Genomic DNA, 24062 nt, shown 5'->3' with positions numbered 1-24062 from the left:
GAAAATCCAAAAGAAGGACTTTTAATTGCTTATTTCTAGCCTGGGATTACCTATCGCGGCCAACAAACGCAACCACAATTTTGTCATAACCAAGTGAACGTGAGAATACGTACGCTCCGTCTTGAGCGATCACTTGATGCTTGCCAGCCCCAACTGCTGGGTGTGCCTTACGGAACTGACCAAGCGTCTGCCAGTGTTTCAGCAACGCTTGTTTGTCATCAGTCAATTCCCAAACCATGTCAGAACGCGTGCCTTGATGAAAGTCATCCGCGTACGGGCCAATGTTACGCCCGATTTCATCGCCATAATAAACCTGAACTGCTCCAGGACTTAATAGCAATGCGTTCGCCGCGTTGCGCTGCATGGCGTAGTCTTTAAAGCGCGAGAAGAACAACTCGGTATCGTGAGAGGACATATAACTAACTGGGTTAAAGTCTTTCTCGTTGGCAATGGTATCGGCATAGCTTTGGTAGGTCTCTGCCATTTGGCTAAAACAGGCTGCACCTTTGTCGAGTTTCTTCTGCATATCGAAGTTGATAAGAGCATCGAATCCATCGTCAAAATAAGGGCTGCGATATGCGGAGTGTCCCCATACTTCGCCCATCATCCAGAAAGGTTGCCCCGACTTACCGTTCTCTTTACGCCACTGTTGTAAGCTTTGAGAGGCTTCCTGCTTCAGGCGTTTCCAGACTTCACCTTCCACATGTTTAACTGTGTCAACACGGTAGCCATCAATACCGAAGCGTTTCACCCAATCGGTTTGCCATTCAATTAAATAGTCCGACACAGTGTAATTGTCACGAGCCTTAACACGCGTACCCGGGTTGTCGAGTAGCCATTTTGGCGGTGTCACCGCTTTATCTGATTCGGTGACAAAGTCCGGTAAACCAGCGAGCGACATGGTGATATCACTGCTGCCTGGCTCGGGATAGCCCGGCAAACCGGCTCTTACCCAATCACCGCCCCACCAGTTGACCCAGTTCGGACTTTGGTAATCGATGTTTTGATGGAAACTATGCCAGTTTTCCCCACTCAGAGGTTGCCAGTCACCCCACTTCTCAGGTAAATCAGCGCCCGGCTTTAAAACGTCAAGGCCATCAAACTGCAAGTCGGCTAATGTAGAATATCCGGTATGGTTGATTACTGCGTCTAGCAGCACTTTCAGACCACGCTTGTGTGCTTCTTCCACCAGCGTTTTCAGGTCATCTTCGTTTCCAAAGTTCTCGTCTATCTTGGTGAAGTCACGAGTCCAGTAGCCGTGATAGGCATAAAATGGGAACGAACCACTGTCCCCGCCACCAACAAAGCCATGCACTTGCTCTACAATCGGTGACAGCCAAATCGCATCCGTACCCAAGCTCTTGATGTAGTCCAGTTTCTCAATCACACCTTTAAGATCACCACCGTGGAAGGTACCGATTTCTTCTTTTCCATCTTTTTTACGGCCGTAGCTTTCATCATTGCTACTATCCGCATTATTAAATCTATCTACCATTACAAAGTAGATATTGGCATTACGGTAATCGAACGGTACGGCTTCTTTGGTCTTTTTGATGGGTTCAAGCAATACAATGCCACCAGAAGATTTTTCAGGAGTGAGCGATACTTTTTGGTCTTTGACCTCTACGATTTGCCCTGAATAAGCATCTCGTAATTTCGTCCCATCAGGAAAACTATCTCCCAAGGCGATAGAGACTTCACCACCTTGGTAGACTTCACATTGAACTTGTGGAACTGGGCGTTTGAACTCGGTTTTCGCCGCTTTCTTTGGTTCACGTTTGAATAGGAGCGTTTTCGCTTCGTCATCATAGGCAAATGAGTAATCGCCGGTAAAACGAATCTGAAGAGGAAGCTCTGTTGGTTCACCACAGTTTAGCGAGATCGGCTGATTAAACTTGACGGTTTGGCCTTCTGGCGCCGTACAGTTTCCTTCAACACCGGTTATTTTTAGTGTGTAGCCATCTTTGGTCAGTGGTACAACTAACGCTTGTGCAGAACTAAGTGGAAAGTCGCGGCTATTCGTTGTGGTCGATATGGAAATATTGGGTTCGGCAATGGCACTTGCCGACACAAGTAATAATGTCGTCGTGATAAGGTTCAGTTTCATCGTTCAGTCCATTGGTTACGCAGACAAGTTGCGTGAATGTAATTGTTTTATTCACGCTAATCTTGCCTGTATAAGAAACTGAACACATCATTCTAAAAGACTACGCCCCAAAGCTTGGGATAACTCACACTTTACTAATGAAGAGGCGTAGTTCGTCGAATTTACAACTGCACACTGCCAAGATTACGCATTTGGTTCAAAGCCCACCTTGTGCGGCGCTGAGTGTAATTACTCTGTGGGAAGACTTTAATTCGGTAAGGATTGGGTAACACCACCGCTAATTGCGCCGCTTGCCACTGAGACAACCTGTCTGCGCTCACACCATAATAGTTCTGTGCAGCCGCTTCAGCCCCATAGATACCCGGACCAAATTCCACCACATTGAGGTAAACCTCCAAAATGCGCTCTTTGCTCCACATGGCTTCCATCAGCAGGGCAAAGTACAACTCGTAAGCTTTGCGAACATAAGAATGAGATGGAAACAAAAACAGATTTTTTGCGGTTTGCTGAGTGATCGTACTTGCGCCTCGGGATGGGCCATTTTCATCCGCATTTGCTATTACATGAAACAACGACTCAAAATCGATCCCATAGTGCGTAGGGAATTTCTGGTCTTCGGTCGCAATCACAGCAAGTTGCATGTTCTTAGAGATTTGAGACAAAGGCACCCACTCATGGAGGCTATGCTCTGGGTAGTTCGTTGGCGGCGAAATGAGTCGACTGAGTTTCCATCCCCAGATAGGAGGATCGATAAACCTTCCCGCGCCCACTAAAACGACAGGAACGAGCAACAGTACCAACACCATTTTCAATAGAAATGACTTCAGCCTTTTCAACATGTGTAAGATCCCAACAACTCAGAGCTTTAAAAGCAGCGAGCAAGAATGCCGGATTATGTGACGAAGAGCAAGTTTTTGAAGGTCAAAGTTTGGTCAAAAAAAGCCCGATTTACAATGTAAAGCGGGCTTGTTTCAGTAGGTGTGCTTATTTAACAAGCTTGTAGAATACGGTAGATAACGGAGGCAGGCGAAGTCCAAGTGACTGAGGAAGAGACTCACTCTCTATCTCTTCGGTCTCTACACTCGTATGAACCTTAAAACTACTGCCATGGTATTTACTATCATCGGTATTGAGCAGAAGCTCATATCTGCCTTCATTCGGTACGCCTAAGCGGAATTTCTCATGCGGCACCGGAGTGAAGTTAGTAATCACCAAAATACGCTCACCATCTTGGCTAATACGCTCATGAGCCAAAATACTTGCGTCCGCTTCGTCTTGAAGACGCCATTCAAAGCCTGCTGACTCACAGTCTTGGTCATGCAGCGCAGGAGCATTGCGGTACAGATGGTTTAAGTCCCGAGTCAGAGCCTGTACACCTTGGTGACGTTCAAAATCCAGCAAGAACCATTGCAACTGATCATCATGGTTCCATTCCGAGGTCTGGCCAAATTCAGCGCCCATGAAGTTCAGCTTCTTACCTGGTTGACCATACATGTAACCATAGTATGCACGTAGGTTTGCCGTTTGTTGCCACTCATCACCCGGCATCTTATTGTGGATAGAAGCTTTCCCATACACCACTTCATCGTGCGACAAAGACAACACATAGTTTTCGCTGTGTGCATAAATAAGCGGGAATGTGATGGTATTGTGATGGTATTTGCGGTGAACAGGATCTTCTTTCACGTATGCAAGGCTGTCGTGCATCCAACCCATGTTCCATTTAAATCCAAACCCTAAACCGCCCATGAATGTTGGAGCCGAAACGCCTGGGAATGCTGTAGATTCTTCTGCGATCGTCATAGCGTTCGGGAAGTGCTTGTACACCTCCTCATTCATCCACTTCAGCGTCGCGATGGCCTCGTAGTTTTCATTACCGCCGTCGATATTCGGGATCCACTGATCGTGGCTACGCGAATAATCCAGATAAATCATGGAAGCAACCGCATCGACGCGAATACCGTCAATATGGAATTGTTCAAACCAGTACAGTGCATTCGCAACAAGGAAACGGCGCACATGCTCGCGACCGACATCGTAAATATACGAGTTCCAGTCTTGATGCCATCCACGACGCGGATCGGGATCATGGAATAGCGGTGTACCATCGAAGTTAGCCAAACCGTGTCCATCTGATGGGAAGTGTGCTGGTACCCAGTCAAGCACTACGCCAATGCCTGATTGGTGGCACAGATCCACGAAGTACTTAAAGTCATCTGGCGAACCATAGCGGCTGGTTGGTGCAAACAGACCAACTGGCTGGTACCCCCAAGAGCCATAGAATGGGTGCTCAGAAATTGGCATCAGCTCTACATGGGTATATTCCATGTCGACTAAGTAAGGTACTAACAAATCCGCCAACTCGCGGTAGTTCAAAAACTCACCCTGCTCATTACGCTTCCACGACCCAGCGTGTAGTTCATAGAAAGACAGTGCTTCATCACGTTTTTGCGTGACGGGACGCTGTTGCCACTCTTCGTCTTGCCATTGATAACGGCTATGATCGTAGGTAATCGACGCGAATGAAGGGTATTGCTCTGAGTAAAAACCCCAAGGATCTTGTTTATGAGGAAGCCCTTCCCCATGTGGACCTTTGAGTTCAAATTTGTATTGCACGCCCTCTTTCAGATCTGGAATAAACAACCCCCAGATACCGTAATCCAAACGTTGCATCGGATGGCGACGACCATCCCATTGGTTAAAACCACCAATCAGACTGACTGCTGAAGCATGTGGAGCGTACACAAGGAAACGGACACCAGAGATGTTTTCACCACCGCGCTCCAACGTAACAAATTGCGAGCCCATGTAATGGTACATGTCTATCGGTGTATGAAGATGTTCGTACTCTTGATAGATATTATGATATTGGTATGGGTCATCAATGATCTGCTCAACACCAGCCCAATCCACCGCCAAACGGTAGTGTGTGAGATGTAAGTCACGTTTCTCTTTGAGGATAAAACCACTCTCACCTTCACGTTCAAGCTCTACGCGAGGTTCGCCCTCTATGAGCAGCTCAACTTTATCTGCGCCCGGCATCCAGACTCTCAGGGAGCCCTCACCATCATCAATGAATGGCCCGAGTGTCGCAAACGGGTCTGAGTAAGAAGCCTGAGCCAGCAGATCATAGGCGCGTTCGTACTTTTTCTTTGTTCTCTTTATTGTATTGGTTTTAACGTTTTTCAAACCTTTCTCCCTAGAGCCAACACCCACCTAAAACGAATAGATTTTAAGCAAATATTGGTTTGTACAACCAGCGTAAACTTACTAAAAAGCGCGGCTTCACACATCAATGTTACAAAGCTGCCACAAAAAACGAAAATGCCCGCTATTATCGCGGGCATAATAACAGTACTCCATCCTAACGGATTGTTCCTGAAGAATGAGTGACCTAGATGGAAATTTCTTATCTGAAAAGCAACAAATTGAAATCAGCTCATGTGTCTAAATCACTCTATTCATTTTACTTACCTGCTTGTGCGCGAACTTCAGTCAGGCGTTTCGCAATTCGATTCACATCTTCACGACCGAAAATTTCATCGAGGTTCATCGACAACTTACGACGCCAGTTAGGATACTCATCAACGGTGCCTGGAATGTTGACCGGTTGATCCATTTCCAGCCAGTCTTCAAGCTGAACACTCAGTAGCGCTGAACCACCAGAGGCAACGTGCAGTTGCAGTGCTTCGCTCAGGTAAGAATCCATTGGGACAAACTGCGCATCGTGACCAATGCCTTCTGGTAGGTAACCATGCCAGCGAACGCTATCCAGAATGCCTTGTTTGCACTTCAATCGGTCAGCAAACAGACCTTCCAGTTGATCTTCATCTGGGTAAAGTCCAATCTCACGCCCCATTTTTAAATCATCACAGTGCCAGAAACCACGTAGCGTTGGCATGTCATGTGTACACAGTGCTGCCATAGACTGCTCAGCGTAATGCTCCGGAGAAATGAAGCCGCCATCTTCTTTCGATGTTTCGAAGAAGAATACTTTGTAAGAATGCACACCCGCATCGCGAAGGATATCGACGATTTCATCTGGCACAGTACCTAAATCTTCACCGATCACTGAACACTGATGGCGATGAGATTCAAGCGCTAAGATTGCCAGCATATCTTCTACTGGGTAATACAGGTATGCGCCTTCGGTTGCCTTCTCACCTTTAGGGATCCACCACAGACGCAGCAATCCAAGCACATGGTCAATACGCAACGCACCACAGTGCTTCATATTTGCACGCAGTAGTTCGATATACGCTTGGTATCCTGTTGCTTCCAATACTTGTGGATTTAACGGTGGTAAACCCCAGTTTTGGCCCAAAGGACCAAGAACATCTGGTGGCGCACCAATACTTGCGTCCAGAACCAGGTTACCTTCATCAGCCCAAGTTTCACTACCAGAATCTGCCACGCCTACTGCCAGGTCTCGGTACAGACCAACAGACATGCCTTTTTCTTCCGCAAGTACTTGTGCTTCTTTAATTTGATCGTCTGCAATCCACTGGAGGTACATGTACAAGTGAACGCGTTCCAGATTGTCTTTGACGTATTTCTGAGTACCCGCAGACTCAAAAGAGCGGTACTTATCAGGGAAAGCAGGCCAGCCCCACATATTTGAGTCTTCAGCGTGAAGGTCAGCATGAATCGCGTCAAACGCTGCTTGATGCAACAAGCTTTCGCCACCTTTCTCTACAAAGTCGAAGAAGGCGCGAGAGCGGTCAGTATTCTTGTCCAGGTGACGGGCTTTGAACTCACTGAACAGAAGCGGTAATACGCTCATCTTAAGCGCAGAAACTTCTGTGTAATTCACCCAGTGTGAGTCACGAGCTTTTTGCAGACGTTGCTGGAACTCAGCGCTGCCAACTTGCTGTTGCGCTTCTGCACTTAGTGCGAATTCAGGTACAGAAACCACATCAATGTACATTATGTTCAGCCAACGACGAGACGATGGGCTGTATGGGCTTGCACCTTCTGGATTTGCTGGGAACAACGAGTGAATTGGGTTCAGGCCAATGAAGTCTCCACCACGCGAAGCAATGTCACTAACCAGTTGCTTTAGGTCGCCAAAATCACCAATACCCCAGTTATGCTGAGTACGCAGTGTATAAAGCTGGATGCTCGGACCCCAAAGCTTTTTGTGTTGGTTTAGCTCATCCTGTTTATAACAAGCTTTAGGTGTGATGATCAGTGACATTTCGTAAGGCGTTTTACGACGCTTACGGCTGATGATCAATTTGTGATAACCCCACGCCAAATTCTTTGGCAATGCAAACACTAGAGGGCCACCCTCAGCACGTTCGTCACGAACAATTTGAGACTGAAGATAGCCTTCAAGTACCTCTCCTTGCTCTGTTTCTAAACGCCAGCTGAATTCACTCTCACGAGCACTCGTACCTAGGTTTAGTTCCACTTCGACCGGGTCGCCGTCGCGTAAAACAAGAACAGGGGCTAGTACGTCTTTCTTATGTTTTCTCTCAGCAGAAGCTAATAGTTTTTCGTCGCTGCTAATATCGTAGCCAAGTGACGCGAGCAAACGGCGCAAAGTCTCATCAGACACTTTAGCCTCTTCTCCCCAGGCGCTCACGTAGCTATCAGCCAATCTCGCCATTGCCGCGACTTTCTTCAATGCTGTTTGTTCTTTCATCGCTTTCTCCGAAGGTAATGCAAACACCTTCCATGTAGGGTTTTATTGTTATCAATAATTTATATTTGGAAATAACCAAAGGTAGCGCTTGGCTACCTTGGTCGTATACCCAAGTGACTTCTAGGTGCAAAGTTCAGAGCCATGTTACTTGGGTATATAGGTCGATTAACGGTGAACCGGTTCTAGTTTCCAGATGTTATTCACATAGTCACGAATTGAGCGGTCTGATGTGAACTTACCGACTAGGGCTGTATTAAGGATGGCTTTCTTAGCCCACCCAGCCTGATCTTTGTACTGTTCACCCATATCTTCATGCGCTTTCACGTAAGACGCGAAGTCTGCAAGACATAGGTATGGGTCACCGCCATCAAGCAGGCTATCGTACGTTGCACGCAATAGACCTGGTTGACCCGGAGTAAACTCTTCACCCGCAAGTAAATCCATCGAAGCTTTCAACAGGTGGTCCGCATTGTAGTAATCAAATGGGTTGTAACCCTGAGCTTTCACCGCTTTCACACCTTCAACATCCAGACCGAAGATGTAGATATTCTCGTCACCCACTTCTTCACGAATCTCAACGTTCGCACCATCCATCGTACCGATAGTCAAAGCACCGTTAAGCGCCATCTTCATGTTACCAGTACCCGATGCTTCTTTACCCGCTAGTGAGATTTGTTGTGATACATCCGCCGCAGGAATGATGATTTCTGCCATGCTCACGCGGTAGTCAGGAATGAATACCACTTTAAGCTTGTTACCGATGCGAGGGTCGCTGTTGATCTTCTCTGCAATTTTGTTGATTGCGAAGATGATTTCTTTTGCTAGGTGGTAACCCGGTGCTGCTTTCGCTGCGAAGAATACAACACGTGGTACACAATCAAACCCAGGCTCGTTAAGAATACGATGGTACAGAGACAACACGTGTAGCAAATCTAGGTGCTGACGCTTGTACTCGTGTAGACGCTTGATTTGAACATCGAAGATCGCATTGGTATCCAGCTCGATACCCATGTTTTCTTTGACCCATTTAGCCAGGCGCTCTTTGTTCTCTTTCTTAACTGCCATGAATTCTTTTTGGAATTTCGCGTCTGTTGCGTACTTCGCAATACCTTCTAGCAGTTCAAGTTTCGCAGGCCATTCGTCACCGATTTTGTCTGTGATTAAAGTAGACAGGCCAGGGTTACAGAACTTCAACCAACGACGAGGTGTGATACCGTTCGTCACATTGTGTAGACGAGTTGGGTACAGCTCATGGAACTCAGGGAACAGGTCTTTCTTAACCAATTCAGAGTGAAGCGCTGCTACACCATTAACCGCGTATGAACCGATTACACTCAGGTTGGCCATACGTACCATGCGGTGGAAACCGTCTTCGATGATCGAAAGTTTTTGCTGTTTCGCAACATCACCAGGCCACTTAGCACGAACTTCTTGCAGGAAGCGGTGGTTGATTTCGTAAATGATTTCCATGTGACGTGGAAGCAAGTGCTGAATTAGCGACTCAGGCCATGTCTCTAGTGCTTCTGGAAGTAATGTGTGGTTTGTGTACGCGAATGTGTGTGAACAGATTTCCCATGCCGCTTCCCAAGTTAGACCTTTCTCATCAACAAGGATGCGCATTAGCTCAGGAATCGCGATGGTTGGGTGCGTATCGTTAAGCTGGATTGCCTCTTGCTTAGGCAGTTCTTCTAGTGAGTAACCTGCTGCTTCATGACGGCGTAGAATATCGCGTACTGAGGCCGCAGAGTGGAAGTACTGTTGCATTAGACGAAGTGTTTTACCTTTCTCGTGGTTATCGTTCGGGTAAAGCACTTTAGTGATGTTACCTGCGTCTATCAGCGCATGCTGAGCTTCGAAGTAATCACCACTATTAAAGCTGGCTAGTGAGAATGGTGCAATTGCCTGACATTCCCAAAGACGCAAAGGGTAAACCGTGTCTGATTCGTATCCTACGATTGGAAGATCCCACGGCATCGCTTTTACTGTCATGCCAGGAACCCATTTACGAACTTCTTTGCCGTTCTCGTTTACCACTTCAACGTGACCGTAGAAGCCGATTTCCTGTGCAAGTTCCGGACGAGCGACTTCCCAAGGGTAACCTTCAACGCCACACCATGCATCTGGCGCTTCTTGTTGACGACAATCTTTGAATGACTGCTTAAACAGACCGTATTCATAGTGGAGGCCGTAACCTACAGTAGGGAATTCTTGTGCTGCACATGAATCCATAAAACATGCAGCCAGGCGACCAAGACCGCCGTTACCCAATGATGGATCGCGCTCTTCTTCTAGCAGGTCAGTTAAGCTATGACCTAGCTCAGCCATTGCCTCTGTCACTTGCTCGTACAGACCCATGCTGATTAAGTTGTTACCTGTTAAGCGACCGATTAGGAACTCTAGAGAAAGGTAGTTAACACTCTTAGCGCTCTTGATACGAGGATCTTCTTCAGTCGCAAGTAAATCAAAAGTAGTGAACTCAGCCAGTGCGCGCCCCATTGCCAGGTACCATGCGCGGCTATCGGCATTTTCAACGGTATGAGCGTAAGTCACTGATAGGTGTTTTTTTACGCTGTCTTGGAACGACTTTTTGTCAAATTTTTTCTGTTGTGTAGGTTTCATTAAGAAATTCTCACGTCTTTTAGTAATTCATCTGCCATACATCGTGCATTTAGCAGGGTGAATAAACATCCTCCTAATTCTCCCCCCTTAAAGGAGGAGGAATGAGGGCGTAGAGGGGGGTACCCCCAAGCAATTAGTGATCTAAATCTCAACAACACTGGGCTCGCTCGACTTGTTAGTGATTTCGGTCACAACCAAGCATGAGAAAAGCATGAATTACACTTATGACGGTTATTAGGGCTCACATGGTCTTTGATGCAAAATTTGTCTTAGTGATCACATTAACCCAGTTAACAACCATGAAATATTCCAAACGCTGTGCAGAAAAATGCATACATTACCAACTCGAAGTGCTTTTAGGTGATCAAAATCACAAATCAAGGGCGTAGTTAATGCCAATCGGGTTATCTCCTGAGAATTAGGAAGTGGATCAAAGTAAGCTGCGATGGCGATGACGTAACATCTCAATCAATTTGCATGTTTTGTTCGCTTTTTAAACAAATTAAGATTTAGTGACACAAACCGTTTTCAGATTTCGCTAGCTTACGCTTACATATAAGGACTCAATTACTAATGTGGATTCCATCTAAGCTTACTCGCCCGGGTCGTTTACACAACGCCATTGTACGTCCTCGAGTGCTGGACCTCCTGCAACAAGCGCCTTACTACAAATTGGTTTTGTTTCGCTCTCCTGCTGGATACGGCAAAACCACGATGGCAGCGCAGTGGCTGTCAGACAAGCCCAACGTTGGCTGGTATAGCATTGATGACAGTGACAATGACGGCTTTCGTTTCGTCAATTACCTGCTACAAGCATTGAATAAAGCAACCAACTACAGTTGCGCTAATGCCCAAAAACTGGCGGAAAAGCGCCAAATATCCTCGTTGCGCTCTCTGTATAGCGAACTCTTTGCGGAAATGGCTGATTTTCACCAGGAATGCTATGTCGTACTCGATGACTACCACCTGATCACCAATGATGAAATTCATGAATCGATGCGCTTCTTCTTAAAGCACATGCCAGATAATCTGACCGTCGTGGTCACTAGCCGTGCAACCCCGCCTCTCGGTACAGCGAATCTGCGAGTGCGTGACTTGATGATCGAAATCGGCAATGAAATGCTGGCATTCGATACAGAAGAAACCACCCGCTTCTTTAATCAACGCATCGCTGATGGTATTGATGAAGACATGGCGAATAGCTTGCGAGCATATGTTGAAGGTTGGCCTTCGGCGCTACAACTCATCGCTCTGCAAGCGCAACATCAAAACCGTACGCTGGCGCAAACCGTTGAGTCGGTATCACAGTTTAATCACGCGCATCTATGGGATTATCTGGTCGAAGAGGTGTTTGATCTACTCGATCACGACACTCGCCACTTCTTAATGCAAGTATCGGTTTTAGATCATTTTAACGATGAGTTGGTGTTTGCGTTGACTCAGCGTGAAGATGCGCTTGGATTGATCGAATCCCTCAATCGTTACGGCTTGTTTATCTATCCACTTGAGGGTGAACATAACTGGTTCCGATTCCACAATTTGTTCGGTGAGTTTCTATCTCACGAACGCCAGGCCAGAATTCCTCAACAAGAGAAAGATCTGCACCGTAATGCGGCATTGGCATGGTTACAACAAAAATCGCCACATCAGGCGATTCACCACGCACAAAAGTCAAATGACAAACACTTAGTCGTTGAAATATTGAATGAATTTGGCTGGAAAATGTTTAACCAAGGCGAGCTAAGCACCTTGGAGCGTGCGATTCATCAGCTAGATTCGGAGCTACTGTTCAGTCATCCAAAACTGACCATGTTACGTGCATGGCTGGCTCAGAGTCAGCACCGCTACAATCAGGTTGGTCAGTTACTTCAGGAAGCTGAAACCGAGCATAAAAAACGCAATATTGAGCTTGATGTCCATTATCAAGGTCAGGCTAATGCGTTACTGGCGCAGGTGGCGATTAACAGCAACCAACCCGAAAGAGCACTCGAACTGGCAGAACTTGCTCTTAGTCAGCTCGATCACACTATCTATCGCAGCCGAATCGTCGCAACTTCCGTCGTTGGAGAAGTCAATCACGTCCTGGGCAAACTCGATCGTGCCTTGCCAATGATGCAACAAACTGAAAAATTGGCACGTCAGTATCAGGTTTATCATCAGGCACTTTGGGCGATTTTGCAGCAAAGTGAAATATTGATTGCTCAGGGTTACGTCCAGGCCGCATTTGAAGTGCAGGACTCAGGCTTCCGCTTGATCGAGGAGCACCAACTGCAACATGTTCCGCTGCATGAGTTCTTGCTGCGTATCCGTGCGCAAGTGCTCTGGTGCTGGAATCGTTTAGACGAAGCCGAAGAGTGCGCTTATAAGGGCTTACAGATCCTTGAGAATCATTCACCAAGTAAGCACTTACATAGCTACTCGATGCTGGCACGTATTGCGATTGGACGCGGAGAACTCGACAAAGCCGGTAAGTTTATTGAGCATATTCAACACTTGATGAAACAGTCTACTTACCACGTTGACTGGACTGCAAATGCGTCACTGTCTCTGATCCTATTCTGGCAAGCTCGCGGCAATACCGAAGCGATACAGGAATGGTTAAACACCGCAGTTCGTCCAGAATCTGCGTATAACCACTTCTGCCAGTTGCAATGGCGCAACATCGCCCGAGCGCACATTAACCTCGGGCAGTATGACGAAGCGCGTCAAGCGTTAGACTTTTTACAAAGTGAGGCGCGCCGCAGCAAACTGGTCACCGATACAAACCGAAATCTGGTCGTAGAAGCCGTTTTAGCCGCACGCCAATCAAATGAAGAGCAAGCAAAAGCATTATTAAAAGAAGCGCTGGTCATGACCAATCAGACAGGCATGGTTGGAAACTTCCTGATTGATGGTGCAACGACTGGCAGTCTGCTAGAAAAGCTTAGCCTTCGCCATGAACTGGGGGATTTGGAACGCCATCGAGCACAGCAATTGATGAAAGACATTTCATCGAACCAACGCAGCCGTTCCATACACTTTGACGAAGAGTTCATTGAAAAGCTGGTCAACCACCCGAACGTACCAGAGTTAGTACGCACTAGCCCGCTCACTCAACGTGAATGGCAAGTTTTAGGATTGATTTACTCTGGTTTTAGTAATGAACAAATTGCCCAAGAGCTCGATGTAGCGGGTACTACCATCAAGACCCACATTCGCAACTTGTATCAAAAGCTGAACATTGCAAACCGTAAGGAAGCGATTATTACAGCAGAAAATTTGCTGCAGTTGATGGGCTACTAGAACAAGAGAGTCATCGAAAACAAACCTAACGAATAAAGGGTTGGCGTATCGCGTCAGCCCTTTTTTGTTGCCTGACTTAACGAAAAAGTCATGCTCAAAAAACGTTTTGTTCAGACAAAAAAATAGCCAACCGCAATGACCGCGATTGGCTTTTATATACTGTGAACAATCTGTATTCACTAACAACGTCAGTTGGCTAGGTGACCCTCGGCTTAAGAAGGGTCGCGGCATATTATGCATATAACGTGCCAGTTTTTAAAGGCATATTTTTGCGCTCAAGATCTCATATATAACTTATTTTCGACACAGTTTATTGCAAAATGCAAAATGCAAAATGCGAAATACAATTGCAATTGGCAATTCTATATTGCAAAAAAACATTTATTTACGGAAGACGTATTCTGCTTTGAGATTACGCAAAAAAATCACCTTCGTGGATTAATCAAGCAGTTAGATATCAATCATCACTACTATTTCATACTTTTTTGACAGCAATGTTTGTATACTCTTTGCCATCTAAACGACATAACCATAGAAATATGAATTATCTAATTACTTTCTTCAAAGGAATCGCCATGGGAGCCGCGGATGTGGTTCCCGGCGTCTCTGGCGGCACTATTGCTTTTATTACTGGTATTTATGACACGTTGCTAGAGAGCATTCGACGAATTAACCCCTATCTTTTGACGATTTGGAAACGACAAGGGGCTAAAGCAGCGTTTAATCATATTAATGGCTTTTTTCTCATTTCTCTTTTCTCGGGTATTTTCGTTAGCATTGCGACGCTCGCAAAGCTGATCACCTGGCTGCTGAATACGCACCCGATTCCAATTTGGTCGTTCTTCTTTGGACTGATTCTGGTTTCGGTGTACCACATCGTCAGGCAAGTAGAAAAGCGTGACGCGATTCGCTTCATTACCCTCTTGGTTGGCGTGGCATTCGCGTACAGCATTACGGTGCTTAAGCCTCTGCATATGGAACCAACGATGTTGAACACGCTTATTGCTGGTTCTATCGCGATCTGCGCAATGATCCTGCCAGGGATTTCAGGCAGTTTCATTCTGCTACTGATTGGCATGTATACACCAGTGCTAGCCGCAGTGAAGGGATTCCAGATGGACATCTTAGCGCTGTTTTTAGCTGGCTGTGTGATTGGTCTGCTAACCTTCTCACACCTGTTGTCCTGGCTGCTACGCAAGTTCCGCGACGCAACGCTTATGTTTCTGACTGGATTGATGATCGGCACCCTACCTAAGATCTGGCCATGGAAAGAGACGTTAACCTGGCGCACCAACTCAAAAGGTGAGCAAGTGCCACTACTTCAGCACAACCTGTCTCCGTTTGAATATGAGCATATCACCTCGCAACCCTCACAACTGGTGATAGCGATAGTGATGATGCTGGCTGCAATCGCGCTGGTGCTTGGCTTAGAAAAGTTCGCAGATTCAAATAAATAACTTTATTGCCTAAAACGGAGCCACCAGCTCCGTTTTTTATTCAATCTATATAAGGTGTACACAATTTCTCGAACTTGTCTCGTTCAGCATTACTCAGATGTGCTACGATACGGTTCTTATTACGTCATAATTGCTGAGCTTTAATGAAACTGTTAAACATTACAGGCGTCGCTGTGGCACTGGTCGCAGGGTTTTACGCCCCTACTCTTATCAAAAGCTTATCAACTTCCTCAGAACTCAAACCGCTTGATGAATATTGTTTTCTGTCTACAACGGCTTGTGTCCAGCACGATGTCTCCATGATACTCAATGTCGACAACGCTCAACCGCTAGTTCCGGCGCAACTGACCGTTGAATGGTCAGGCAATCAGGCTGAACAACTCGTACTGAGCCTGTCGGGTCGAGAAATGGAAATGGGAGAACCCAAATTTCTCCTAAAAATGGTTTCTCCCGGAAAATACATGGGTGAAGTGGTTTTGCCTGTCTGTACTCAAGAGTCAATGACTTGGGTAGGAGAGCTGAGCGACGGACAAAACACGATTTATCCCGCCATCAAAATGCATAGATAAGGAATCCTTATGAGCCGTAACTGGTCCCTCATTCTCATAGTCGCATTCGTACTTGGGTTTGGCGCTAAAAGCTATTTAGACAACCAGGAAAAGATCCCTACTACCGAACAATCTGAGCCTGCAACGTCAGAACAGACGATCTTGTTTGGTGAAAACGATCAGCCAGTCAACATCTTTGATGAAAACGACCCACGTATCCGTATCGTATATTTTGGATTTACGCGTTGTCCGGATGTTTGTCCAACGTCGCTAGCGATGCTGGCAGGCGCACTGAATCAAATTGATGATGCACAAAAAGCCCAGCTACGTCCGATGTTCATCTCTCTTGATCCTGAGCGTGATGAAGCGGATGCATCTGCAAAATATGCACACTACTTCCACCCAATGATTGAAGGCTTGTCAGCACCACTGGACATCACAACTCCACTCGCTCACAGCTACGGCGTTATTTTCCGTAAGACAGAGTTAGAAGGTTCTGAGCTGAAATATACCTTAGACCACAGCTCCTATTTCTACTTTTTAAAACCCGATGGAACCTTGATCACTAAAGTCCCGCACACGCTGACACCAGCGCCGATTGTCGAGGCGATTTCACAACTCACCGCACATTAAACGTTTCAATTCGGCTCCTGGATCAGGAGCCTTATTTTTATTCAGCACCTTATGCCTTGACGGCTATTTATCTAATTTCTGTGCTTTATCCCTCAAATATGTATGCTTATTTAAGATATAAACTAGTTTCCAAATTCGAGAAAGATAGACAAAGAGTATGTTCCAAAGGCTAAAACGCATCTTTAAATTCCTGACTCAGGTAAACCCAAATATGGATCAGGATGTCGACATCATTATTGCCGCAATTGGTGGTATAGAGAATGTCGTTGAAACTGGCGCGTGTGCCACACGTCTCAGACTGACACTCAACTCTACTGCCATCGTCAACAAAGAAGCGCTGAAACAACACGGTGCGCACGGTGTCGTGGTGATAGACGAGCGCCATATCCAGATCATCTACGGACTCAAAGCCAACACATACTCGCAAATTATGGAAGAGAAAAGGGTTAGCCGCACGTAAGGAATGCTCTGCCGCAATAGGATGAGAGCGACTATACTCTCCAAGTTTCATTCACCCCGCTATCAACGCGCTAAAGGGAACATTTGTCTCCTTTTTAGTAACGTTATGCAAAAGCATCATTCATAAGTGCCAATATTTTGCAACACAAATAACTTATTTTGATAACATCGAGCAAACATTTAATCCAAGAACAAACTAAAACTAGACACAAAATATTACCAAGTTAAGATATGTGCCATTCAGCCAGAGAAGGGTTGAATATACAAAAACAGGATAATTGATAATCATGTGTTTTAGTGACGAGTAGTGATGCTGCCCCTTGATCATTCAAGGACATTATCGCCGTGTAATGTTTAGTATTGCTCAATCACTTAAGCACAACATTGCAGGAATGAAGTATGCAACACAACAGCCTCGTTGCCCGATATGCTCGTGGTAACCTCGTTCTCCAAATCCTAGTCGGGATCGTCTTTGGTGTCTTACTTGCGACAGTTTCACCAAGTCACGCCCAAAGTGCTGGTCTAATTGGTAACTTATTTGTTGGAGCTCTAAAAGCAATTGCTCCGATCCTTGTGTTTGTTTTGGTTGCCGCATCTATCGCGAATCAAAAGAAAAACCAACACACTTACATGCGCCCAATCGTTGTTCTTTACTTGATGGGCACATTCTTCGCTGCGCTATCAGCCGTGGTTCTAAGCTTCCTTTTCCCGACCACTTTAACGCTTGTAACTGGTGCTGAAGGTGCAACGCCTCCTCAGGGTATTACAGAAGTTCTACAAACACTGCTGTTTAAAGTGGTCGACAACCCGGTAAACGCTCTAGTCGAAGCAAACTATATCGGTATTCTTGCTTGGGGTGTTGGTCTTGGTCTGGCGCTACACCACGCTTCAGCAACGACCAAAGCACTATTCGAAGATCTAAGCCACAGTGTGTCACAGATCGTACGCTTTATTATTCGTCTGGCACCATTTGGTATCTTCGGTTTGGTAGCATCAACGTTCGCTACAACAGGTTTCAGCGCGTTGGCTGGCTACGCACACCTACTAGCAGTACTGTTAGGTGCAATGTTTATCATCGCATTGGTAGTAAACCCAGCGATTGTTTACTTCAAAACCAAACAAAACCCTTACCCATTGGTTTTCCAATGTCTGCGTGAAAGTGGCGTAACGGCATTCTTCACTCGTTCAAGTGCGGCGAACATTCCAGTAAACATGGCACTGTGTGAAAAGCTAAAACTGGATGAAGATACTTACTCAGTGTCTATCCCTCTGGGTGCAACCATCAACATGGCTGGTGCAGCAATCACTATTACAACGCTTACGTTGGCAGCAGTGCACACTATGGGTATCGAAGTTGATCTAATGACAGCTCTGCTTCTGAGCGTAGTTGCAGCAATCTCTGCATGTGGTGCTTCTGGTGTCGCGGGCGGTTCTCTGCTTCTGATTCCTCTGGCATGTGGCCTGTTTGGTATTTCAAATGACGTAGCCATGCAGGTTGTAGCAGTAGGCTTTATCATTGGTGTGATTCAAGACTCTGCAGAAACTGCACTAAACAGTTCGACAGACGTGGTCTTCACTGCCGCAGTTTGTAACTCAGAGCACCAAAAAGAACAGCAATAATCTGTTTGATATTCAATAAAAATGGGGGAGCCAATTGGCTCCCCCATTTTTTTAACTCAATGTCCATTAAGCATCAGACAGCGCCACTTCTTCAATGGGAAAATGTTTGCTTGGCTCTACAAACTCTTGCTGAGCGGCGATAGTTTGTAACTCCCACTCGCCATCATGGAAAGTTGCACTTAACACGCCATAGCAAGCATCGTGACAGTGCTGGAAAGCGTGTTTCGGACTCCAGCCTTTCAGCAATCCGGCCGTGAATATAGCCGAAATCAAATCACCTACACCAACAGGTTGCTTAGCGAATTCAAAATGAGGCCGCTTGGCAAGATAAATCCCTTCTTGGGTAGCAAGCAACATGTTGAAGCTGCCGTTATCCAGACAGTAGAGGTGTTTAACCAACACAACTTTTGGGCCTTTCGCCAGAGCGCGCTGACAAGCAGTGACGGCATCTTCTAGGGTGTGGATTTCCATTCCAGCAAACTGACTGAGTTCAAACTGATTAGGCACAATAACATCAGCCATTGGCATCAGCCGCGTTAGAAGATTCTCAGCAATCCCTGGAGCAACAATACAACCTTTGTCTGGTGCGCCCATCACTGGATCACAAACATATAACGCCGTTGGGGTTGCACGTTTAACTTGAGCGACGGTCTCCTCGATGGCAAGACACTGTTCAGCACTACCTTGATAGCCAGTTAAGACCGCCTGGCACTTTTCAAGAGCGCCAATATTGCCTAAACCACGAACAAGGTCGCTGATGTCATCCGCTGAAAACGCACGACCCGTCCAACCTTCTTGATATTGGGTATGATTGGAAAATTGAACGGTATGAATAGGCCACACTTCAAATCCCATACGCTGCATAGGAAAAACAGCACTGCTGTTGCCAGCGTGGCCAAAAGAGACATGAGACTGTATAGAGAGGATACCTTGCATAAGTACCTGTCCTCTTATTTTTGTTATCGATAATTCTAAGACTGCGGCAAGCGTCAGTTTTGCGAAGCGGCTAGTGTATCCGACTCGCCCCGATTTACTAACTCAAATCGCACTCAACTTGGTCAAAGGTTGATCACTCTCAGTTTAAATTGCAGTTCTAACCACTGATTTGAGTCAGAGAAAATAGCTAACCGCTCAATATCGTCCTAATAGCGGTATATACAGGCAAACACGACCACTTTGAGGGAATTCTAAAATTTAAGTGCGAAATAGTCGGCAATGTTGTTGATCAATGACCAAACTTATTTTCCAAAGATAATTATCTGCCCGATTTTTATAGAAGGCAGTCACGCTTTTGGGGCTGAGACATGCTCATCCCCTGTCATCCCCCCTGACTCCTCCTACTAAAATTTTGATTTTGATAATGCGTTAGATCTCTCACTCTGCGCGAGTTTTATTATTCACTTTGAGATGTCCATCAACTGTGTAAGAAAATTTTCACTTGTAAAAAACTAAACTGCCTGCACTCACATTTTGCTGATGATTCAGTGTATTAGCATCTATTTGAACATTTCCTTTCGGCATTTGCACCCTATAGGACGTGTTGTTCTTCTCGCTATTGAGCGGAAATCCAATGCGTTCTTAATATCAATTCAATAAAAATGGATTTGTAAACGTGGACAAAAAAACATTCAAATTATCAACAATTGCCAAAACCGTACTGCCTTTGATCTCCGTCGCGGTGATCAGCGGTTGTGGCAGTGACAGCTCCGACGACACCACCACCCCGAGTTCAGGCCTGTACCCTGCGGGAGAGAATGAAGTTGTTGTTTACTATAAACGTGATGTTGCCTCAGCATCCTCAGCAAGCGACTACGACGGCTGGGGTCTGCACCTATGGAACGGTGAAGGCTGTACCAGTACCGATTTAGACGCCATGGGCATTACAAGTGGCGGTACAGATTGGGCATCACCTCGCACATTTGATGGTATCAGCGAAACTTATGGTGCGTACTACGTACTTAAAGTCGATCCTGACGCGTCTGACCCATACGAATGTATGAACTTCATCTTACACAATGGCGATGACAAAGCCTTCGGCAGTGCAAACTCTAAGGTTGAACTAACTAAGATTGGCGAATCTAAAGGGGTATTTGGTTTTCACGGTAGTAGCGAACTTTACTACGAGCCAATCGAAGAGCGACCAGTCGATATTGACGGTCAAAAAGCACATTGGTTAGATGCCAACACCATTGCGTGGGAAGCAGCAGCAAACGCTGATTCCATAAAGCTATACTACAGCCTGACCAACGACATCCAGATGGATGAAGACAAACAGATCACTGGTGGTACAGCCGTTGAGCTAAGCAAAGCTGGTGACTTGTCTGAAGAACTGAAATCCCGCTTCCGTCACTTAGCTAGCCTGCAAGTAGCGGGAATCGACGTCGATGACGCCACCCTGCGTACCATTCTGAAATCGCAAATTGTGATGGTGGCTTACAACGCTGATGGCGATGTTATTTCGGCTACTGAAGTGCAAAAACCGGGCGTACTGGATGCTGTATTCGCAGATGCCGATGCTGGTAACGCGATCGGTCAGGAGCTGGGTGCGATTGTTGAAGGCGGCGCTGCAACCTTCAAACTATGGGCACCAACGGCTCAAGACGTTTCTCTGATCATCTACAATGAGAACCTGCAAGAAGAGTCAACCGTTACCATGACGGAAGACAGCGTCACAGGTATTTGGGCTTCAGAGCCACAAAGTAATGTAGTGAACAAATTCTACCGTTACCAAGTGAAGGTTTATCACCCAACCACTGGCGTGATAGAAACGCGTATGGTCACTGACCCATACTCATTAAGCTTGTCAATCAATTCGCTATACTCACAAGTTGTCGACCTAGACGATACAAGCTTAATGCCTCAGGATTGGAACAACTACGATCGCCCAACCGTTGAGAAAGATGAAGATCACGTATTGTACGAGTCACATCTGCGTGATTTCAGCTTCAGTGATTCCAAAGGTACCCCGGCTTACAACGGTAAATACCTAGCACTCACAGAAGCCGATCGTGAGTCTGTGTCTCACCTGCAAGCGCTGAAAGACGCAGGTCTGACAACGCTCCACCTTCTGCCTGCATTTGATATCGCAACTGTCGATGAAAATACAGACAATCGCGTAGATATCAATGACACCGTCGGCAAACTGTGTGGTATCAAACCTGACGCGTCTGTCTGTGAAGCAGAAGATGATGCGAAAATCATTGAAGATGTGCTGAACAGTTACGATCCTGCCTCTGGTTCTGCCCAAGCGCTGATGAACGATCTGCGTATGCTAGACAGTTTCAACTGGGGTTACGATCCATTCCATTACACCGTACCAGAAGGCAGCTACGCGACGAATCCAAACGGCACCCAGCGTATTCTTGAATTCCGTGAAATGGTTCAGGCAACGCACAAGATGGAGTTGAAGCTGGTGATGGACGTGGTGTACAACCATACCAACGCATCTGGCATCAATGAAAAATCCGTTCTGGATAAAATCGTACCGGGATACTACCACCGTCTGAACGTCAATACGGGTGGTGTAGAAAACTCGACCTGTTGTGATAACACCGCGACTGAAAATCTGATGATGGGTAAGTTGATGGTTGACTCACTGAAGGTTTGGGCTAAGGACTACAAAGTTGACGGTTTCCGCTTTGACTTGATGGGTCACCAGCCAAAAGATGTGATGGTTTACGCTTTAGATCAAATCCGTGCAATTGACCCGAACACGCTATTCTACGGCGAAGGTTGGGACTTTGGTGAGGTGGCAAACGACGCGCGCTTCGATCAAGCGACTCAGCTAAACATGGCTGGTACAGAAATTGGTACCTTCTCAGACCGTCTTCGTGATGCTGTCCGTGGTGGTGGTCCTTTTGATGGCGGTGTCGATTCAGAGGGTAACCACTCACTTCGCTACAATCAGGGCTTTGGTAACGCGGCCTACGCAAACGAAGAAACCAAGACGGATACAGAGTCAGTAAATGGCCGTCTGCACAATCAAGACTTGGTTCGTCTGGGTATGGCTGGTAACCTGGCAGAGTATGTGCTTCTCGATTACACCGGTGAGACCAAGCTTGGTAAAAACGTGGACTACAACGGAGCACCTGCGGGCTACACTAAATTGCCTTCTGAGAACATCTCTTACGTTTCTAAGCACGATAACCAAACTCTGTGGGACAATAACGCCTACAAGATCGCAACAAGCACCAGCTCAGCTGAGCGTGCTCGTATGCAAAGCGTCTCTCTATCAACAGTGATGTTGGGGCAAGGTATTCCGTTCATTCACATGGGTTCTGAGCTACTTCGCTCTAAGTCAATGCAGCGTGACTCTTACGACTCTGGTGACTGGTTCAACCGCGTATTCTTTGACGGTAGCGACAACAACTGGAACGTAGGTCTGCCTCGCGAAGACAAAGACGGCGATAACTGGGAGCTTATCAAAACTATCGTCAGTGACAGCACGGCAAAACCTGATACAAACGACATTGAGTTAACCAAGCAGCAATTCCTGGAGCTACTGAAAATCCGTACTTCAAGTGAACTGTTCCGTCTGGATACCGCTCAGGAAGTGATGAATCGTGTTGACTTCCGCAACGTTGGACAAAATCAGGTCGCGGGTCTGATTGTGATGTCTATTGATGACGGTGTATCTGCCGGTCAGGATCTGGATCCTGAAAACGACGCGATTGTCGCAGTGATTAACTCATCGTCTGAAGCACAATCATTTACTGTAGCTGGCGCGAGCGGCTTTGTACTTCATGATATACAACAAAACTCTGCTGATGAAATCGTGAAAGGAGCGAGCTTCTCAGGAGAAACCTTCACAGTGCCAGCACTGACAACAGCGGTATTTGTCCAGCCTCAAGCTGGCGCGCAAGGAGCAGGTCTGCCAGTAAATACGTCGAACAAAGACGTATCAAGCATCCCTCCTTACGGTGAAACGGTTGTTTACGTGAAAGGTACAATGAACGGTTGGGCAGATAGCTCAGACTGGGCAATGACCTTCATTGGTAACGGCATGTACTCGGTAACAGGTGTACTGGAAGCTGGTGACCATGAGTTCAAATTCGCGGACGCAGGCTGGTCAAATCCAAATATTGGTTGTAGCTCAGTGGACATGGCAGGTGATTCGCTTGATCTGGGAACAGGTGACAACTGTACACTGTCTGTCGCTGAAACAGGCAAATACACCTTCATCCTTAATGCACTTAACGTTCAAGATGACAGCGTAGAAAAACCTGTCGTTTCAGTAACCAAGTCAGCAGACGCACCAACGTTTGGCGAAACTGCACTTTACCTACGCGGTGATGTGACAGACGCTAACTGGGGAGCGATTGAAACCGCCAAATTCAGCTATGTGGCAAACGATGTTTACTCATTAGACATCAACCTGACTGCAGGCACATTCGAGATGAAGATTGCCAGCTCAGACTGGGCAGATGCAACTAACTTCGGCGGACAAGGCGCAATTGAGTTCGGCACGCCATTAACCATGGAAGCGGGCGGCGAGAGCGGTAACATCAGTATCACGGTACCAGCAGACGGAAGCTACCACTTCCACTTTAATGCTGCAGATACAACAGCACCAATCGTGACAGTCACTCAAAACTAAATCATTTAAACCAAGTTATTTAATAACACTAATGGGGGAAGCCACCGCTTCCCCCTTTTTATATTTGCCCTCCGTTTAATTTTTCCACTGTTTA

The 24062-nt window shown here is 46.4% G+C and carries 13 protein-coding genes; 7 read left to right on the top strand and 6 right to left on the bottom strand.

All coding sequences use genetic code 11. The features are described 5' to 3' along the window. Window positions 1-46: 46 nt before the first annotated feature. The 5 genes from ACWYU8_RS08905 to ACWYU8_RS08885 all read right to left on the bottom strand — a co-directional run bounded on the left by ACWYU8_RS08905 (window position 47) and on the right by ACWYU8_RS08885 (window position 10373). Window positions 47-2107, bottom strand: a complete 2061-nt coding sequence (locus ACWYU8_RS08905) for an alpha-amylase (protein WP_457519015.1) — start codon at window positions 2105-2107, stop codon at window positions 47-49. 161 nt (window positions 2108-2268) lie between these two features. Further along, a complete protein-coding gene (mtgA, locus tag ACWYU8_RS08900) occupies window positions 2269-2946 on the bottom strand; it encodes a monofunctional biosynthetic peptidoglycan transglycosylase (protein ID WP_457519013.1) in 678 nt (225 codons plus the stop codon). Between the two features lie 145 nt (window positions 2947-3091). After that, window positions 3092-5296, bottom strand: a complete 2205-nt coding sequence (glgB, locus tag ACWYU8_RS08895) for a 1,4-alpha-glucan branching protein GlgB (protein ID WP_457519011.1) — start codon at window positions 5294-5296, stop codon at window positions 3092-3094. Window positions 5297-5573: 277 nt separating this feature from the next. After that, entirely contained in the window at window positions 5574-7754 is a 2181-nt protein-coding gene (gene malQ, locus ACWYU8_RS08890; protein WP_457519009.1) for a 4-alpha-glucanotransferase, read from the bottom strand. Window positions 7755-7919: 165 nt separating this feature from the next. Then, window positions 7920-10373, bottom strand: a complete 2454-nt coding sequence (locus tag ACWYU8_RS08885; RefSeq protein WP_457519007.1) for a glycogen/starch/alpha-glucan phosphorylase — start codon at window positions 10371-10373, stop codon at window positions 7920-7922. 573 nt (window positions 10374-10946) lie between these two features. Between ACWYU8_RS08885 and malT the strand changes: the two genes are divergently transcribed. The 6 genes from malT (at window position 10947) to sstT (ending at window position 18372) form a co-directional block, all read left to right on the top strand. Next, window positions 10947-13655 carry an HTH-type transcriptional regulator MalT gene (gene malT / locus ACWYU8_RS08880; protein WP_457519006.1) on the top strand — a complete coding sequence of 903 codons (2709 nt, stop codon included), beginning with the start codon at window positions 10947-10949 and terminating at the stop codon, window positions 13653-13655. Between the two features lie 539 nt (window positions 13656-14194). After that, window positions 14195-15112 (top strand): DUF368 domain-containing protein, encoded by a 918-nt coding sequence (locus tag ACWYU8_RS08875; RefSeq protein ID WP_457519004.1) that lies wholly within the window; start codon window positions 14195-14197, stop codon window positions 15110-15112. 143 nt (window positions 15113-15255) lie between these two features. Beyond that, on the top strand, window positions 15256-15681 hold the full coding sequence (locus ACWYU8_RS08870; protein ID WP_457519003.1) for a hypothetical protein: 426 nt from the start codon (window positions 15256-15258) through the stop codon (window positions 15679-15681). A gap of 9 nt (window positions 15682-15690) precedes the next feature. Continuing rightward, window positions 15691-16293: an SCO family protein gene (locus tag ACWYU8_RS08865; RefSeq protein WP_457519001.1), complete on the top strand. Its 603-nt coding sequence runs from the start codon at window positions 15691-15693 to the stop codon at window positions 16291-16293. Between the two features lie 157 nt (window positions 16294-16450). Further along, window positions 16451-16753, top strand: a complete 303-nt coding sequence (locus ACWYU8_RS08860) for a glucose PTS transporter subunit EIIB (protein ID WP_457518999.1) — start codon at window positions 16451-16453, stop codon at window positions 16751-16753. A gap of 398 nt (window positions 16754-17151) precedes the next feature. Next, a complete protein-coding gene (sstT, locus tag ACWYU8_RS08855) occupies window positions 17152-18372 on the top strand; it encodes a serine/threonine transporter SstT (RefSeq protein ID WP_457518998.1) in 1221 nt (406 codons plus the stop codon). 66 nt (window positions 18373-18438) lie between these two features. On the opposite strand, the gene pdxY is transcribed toward sstT, so the two are convergent. Continuing rightward, window positions 18439-19308 (bottom strand): pyridoxal kinase PdxY, encoded by an 870-nt coding sequence (gene pdxY / locus ACWYU8_RS08850; RefSeq protein ID WP_457518996.1) that lies wholly within the window; start codon window positions 19306-19308, stop codon window positions 18439-18441. A gap of 676 nt (window positions 19309-19984) precedes the next feature. Here pdxY and pulA point away from each other — a divergent pair. After that, window positions 19985-23968: a pullulanase-type alpha-1,6-glucosidase gene (gene pulA, locus ACWYU8_RS08845; protein WP_457518994.1), complete on the top strand. Its 3984-nt coding sequence runs from the start codon at window positions 19985-19987 to the stop codon at window positions 23966-23968. Window positions 23969-24062 lie beyond the last annotated feature (94 nt).

The organism is Vibrio limimangrovi, from assembly GCF_054064025.1.
Note: the sequence above shows the minus strand (reverse complement) of the source record. Positions and strands in the feature narration are given on the sequence as shown.

What these genes read in the sequence shown, in the direction of transcription:
- ACWYU8_RS08875 (WP_457519004.1), top strand. Translation starts at nt 14,195, where the DNA reads ATGAATTATCTAATTACTTTCTTCAAAGGAATCGCCATGGGAGCCGCG.
- ACWYU8_RS08905 (WP_457519015.1), bottom strand. Translation starts at nt 2,107, where the DNA reads ATGAAACTGAACCTTATCACGACGACATTATTACTTGTGTCGGCAAGT.
- sstT (WP_457518998.1), top strand. Translation starts at nt 17,152, where the DNA reads ATGCAACACAACAGCCTCGTTGCCCGATATGCTCGTGGTAACCTCGTT.
- pdxY (WP_457518996.1), bottom strand. Translation starts at nt 19,308, where the DNA reads ATGCAAGGTATCCTCTCTATACAGTCTCATGTCTCTTTTGGCCACGCT.
- malQ (WP_457519009.1), bottom strand. Translation starts at nt 7,754, where the DNA reads ATGAAAGAACAAACAGCATTGAAGAAAGTCGCGGCAATGGCGAGATTG.
- ACWYU8_RS08865 (WP_457519001.1), top strand. Translation starts at nt 15,691, where the DNA reads ATGAGCCGTAACTGGTCCCTCATTCTCATAGTCGCATTCGTACTTGGG.
- ACWYU8_RS08870 (WP_457519003.1), top strand. Translation starts at nt 15,256, where the DNA reads ATGAAACTGTTAAACATTACAGGCGTCGCTGTGGCACTGGTCGCAGGG.
- ACWYU8_RS08885 (WP_457519007.1), bottom strand. Translation starts at nt 10,373, where the DNA reads ATGAAACCTACACAACAGAAAAAATTTGACAAAAAGTCGTTCCAAGAC.
- malT (WP_457519006.1), top strand. Translation starts at nt 10,947, where the DNA reads ATGTGGATTCCATCTAAGCTTACTCGCCCGGGTCGTTTACACAACGCC.
- mtgA (WP_457519013.1), bottom strand. Translation starts at nt 2,946, where the DNA reads ATGTTGAAAAGGCTGAAGTCATTTCTATTGAAAATGGTGTTGGTACTG.
- ACWYU8_RS08860 (WP_457518999.1), top strand. Translation starts at nt 16,451, where the DNA reads ATGTTCCAAAGGCTAAAACGCATCTTTAAATTCCTGACTCAGGTAAAC.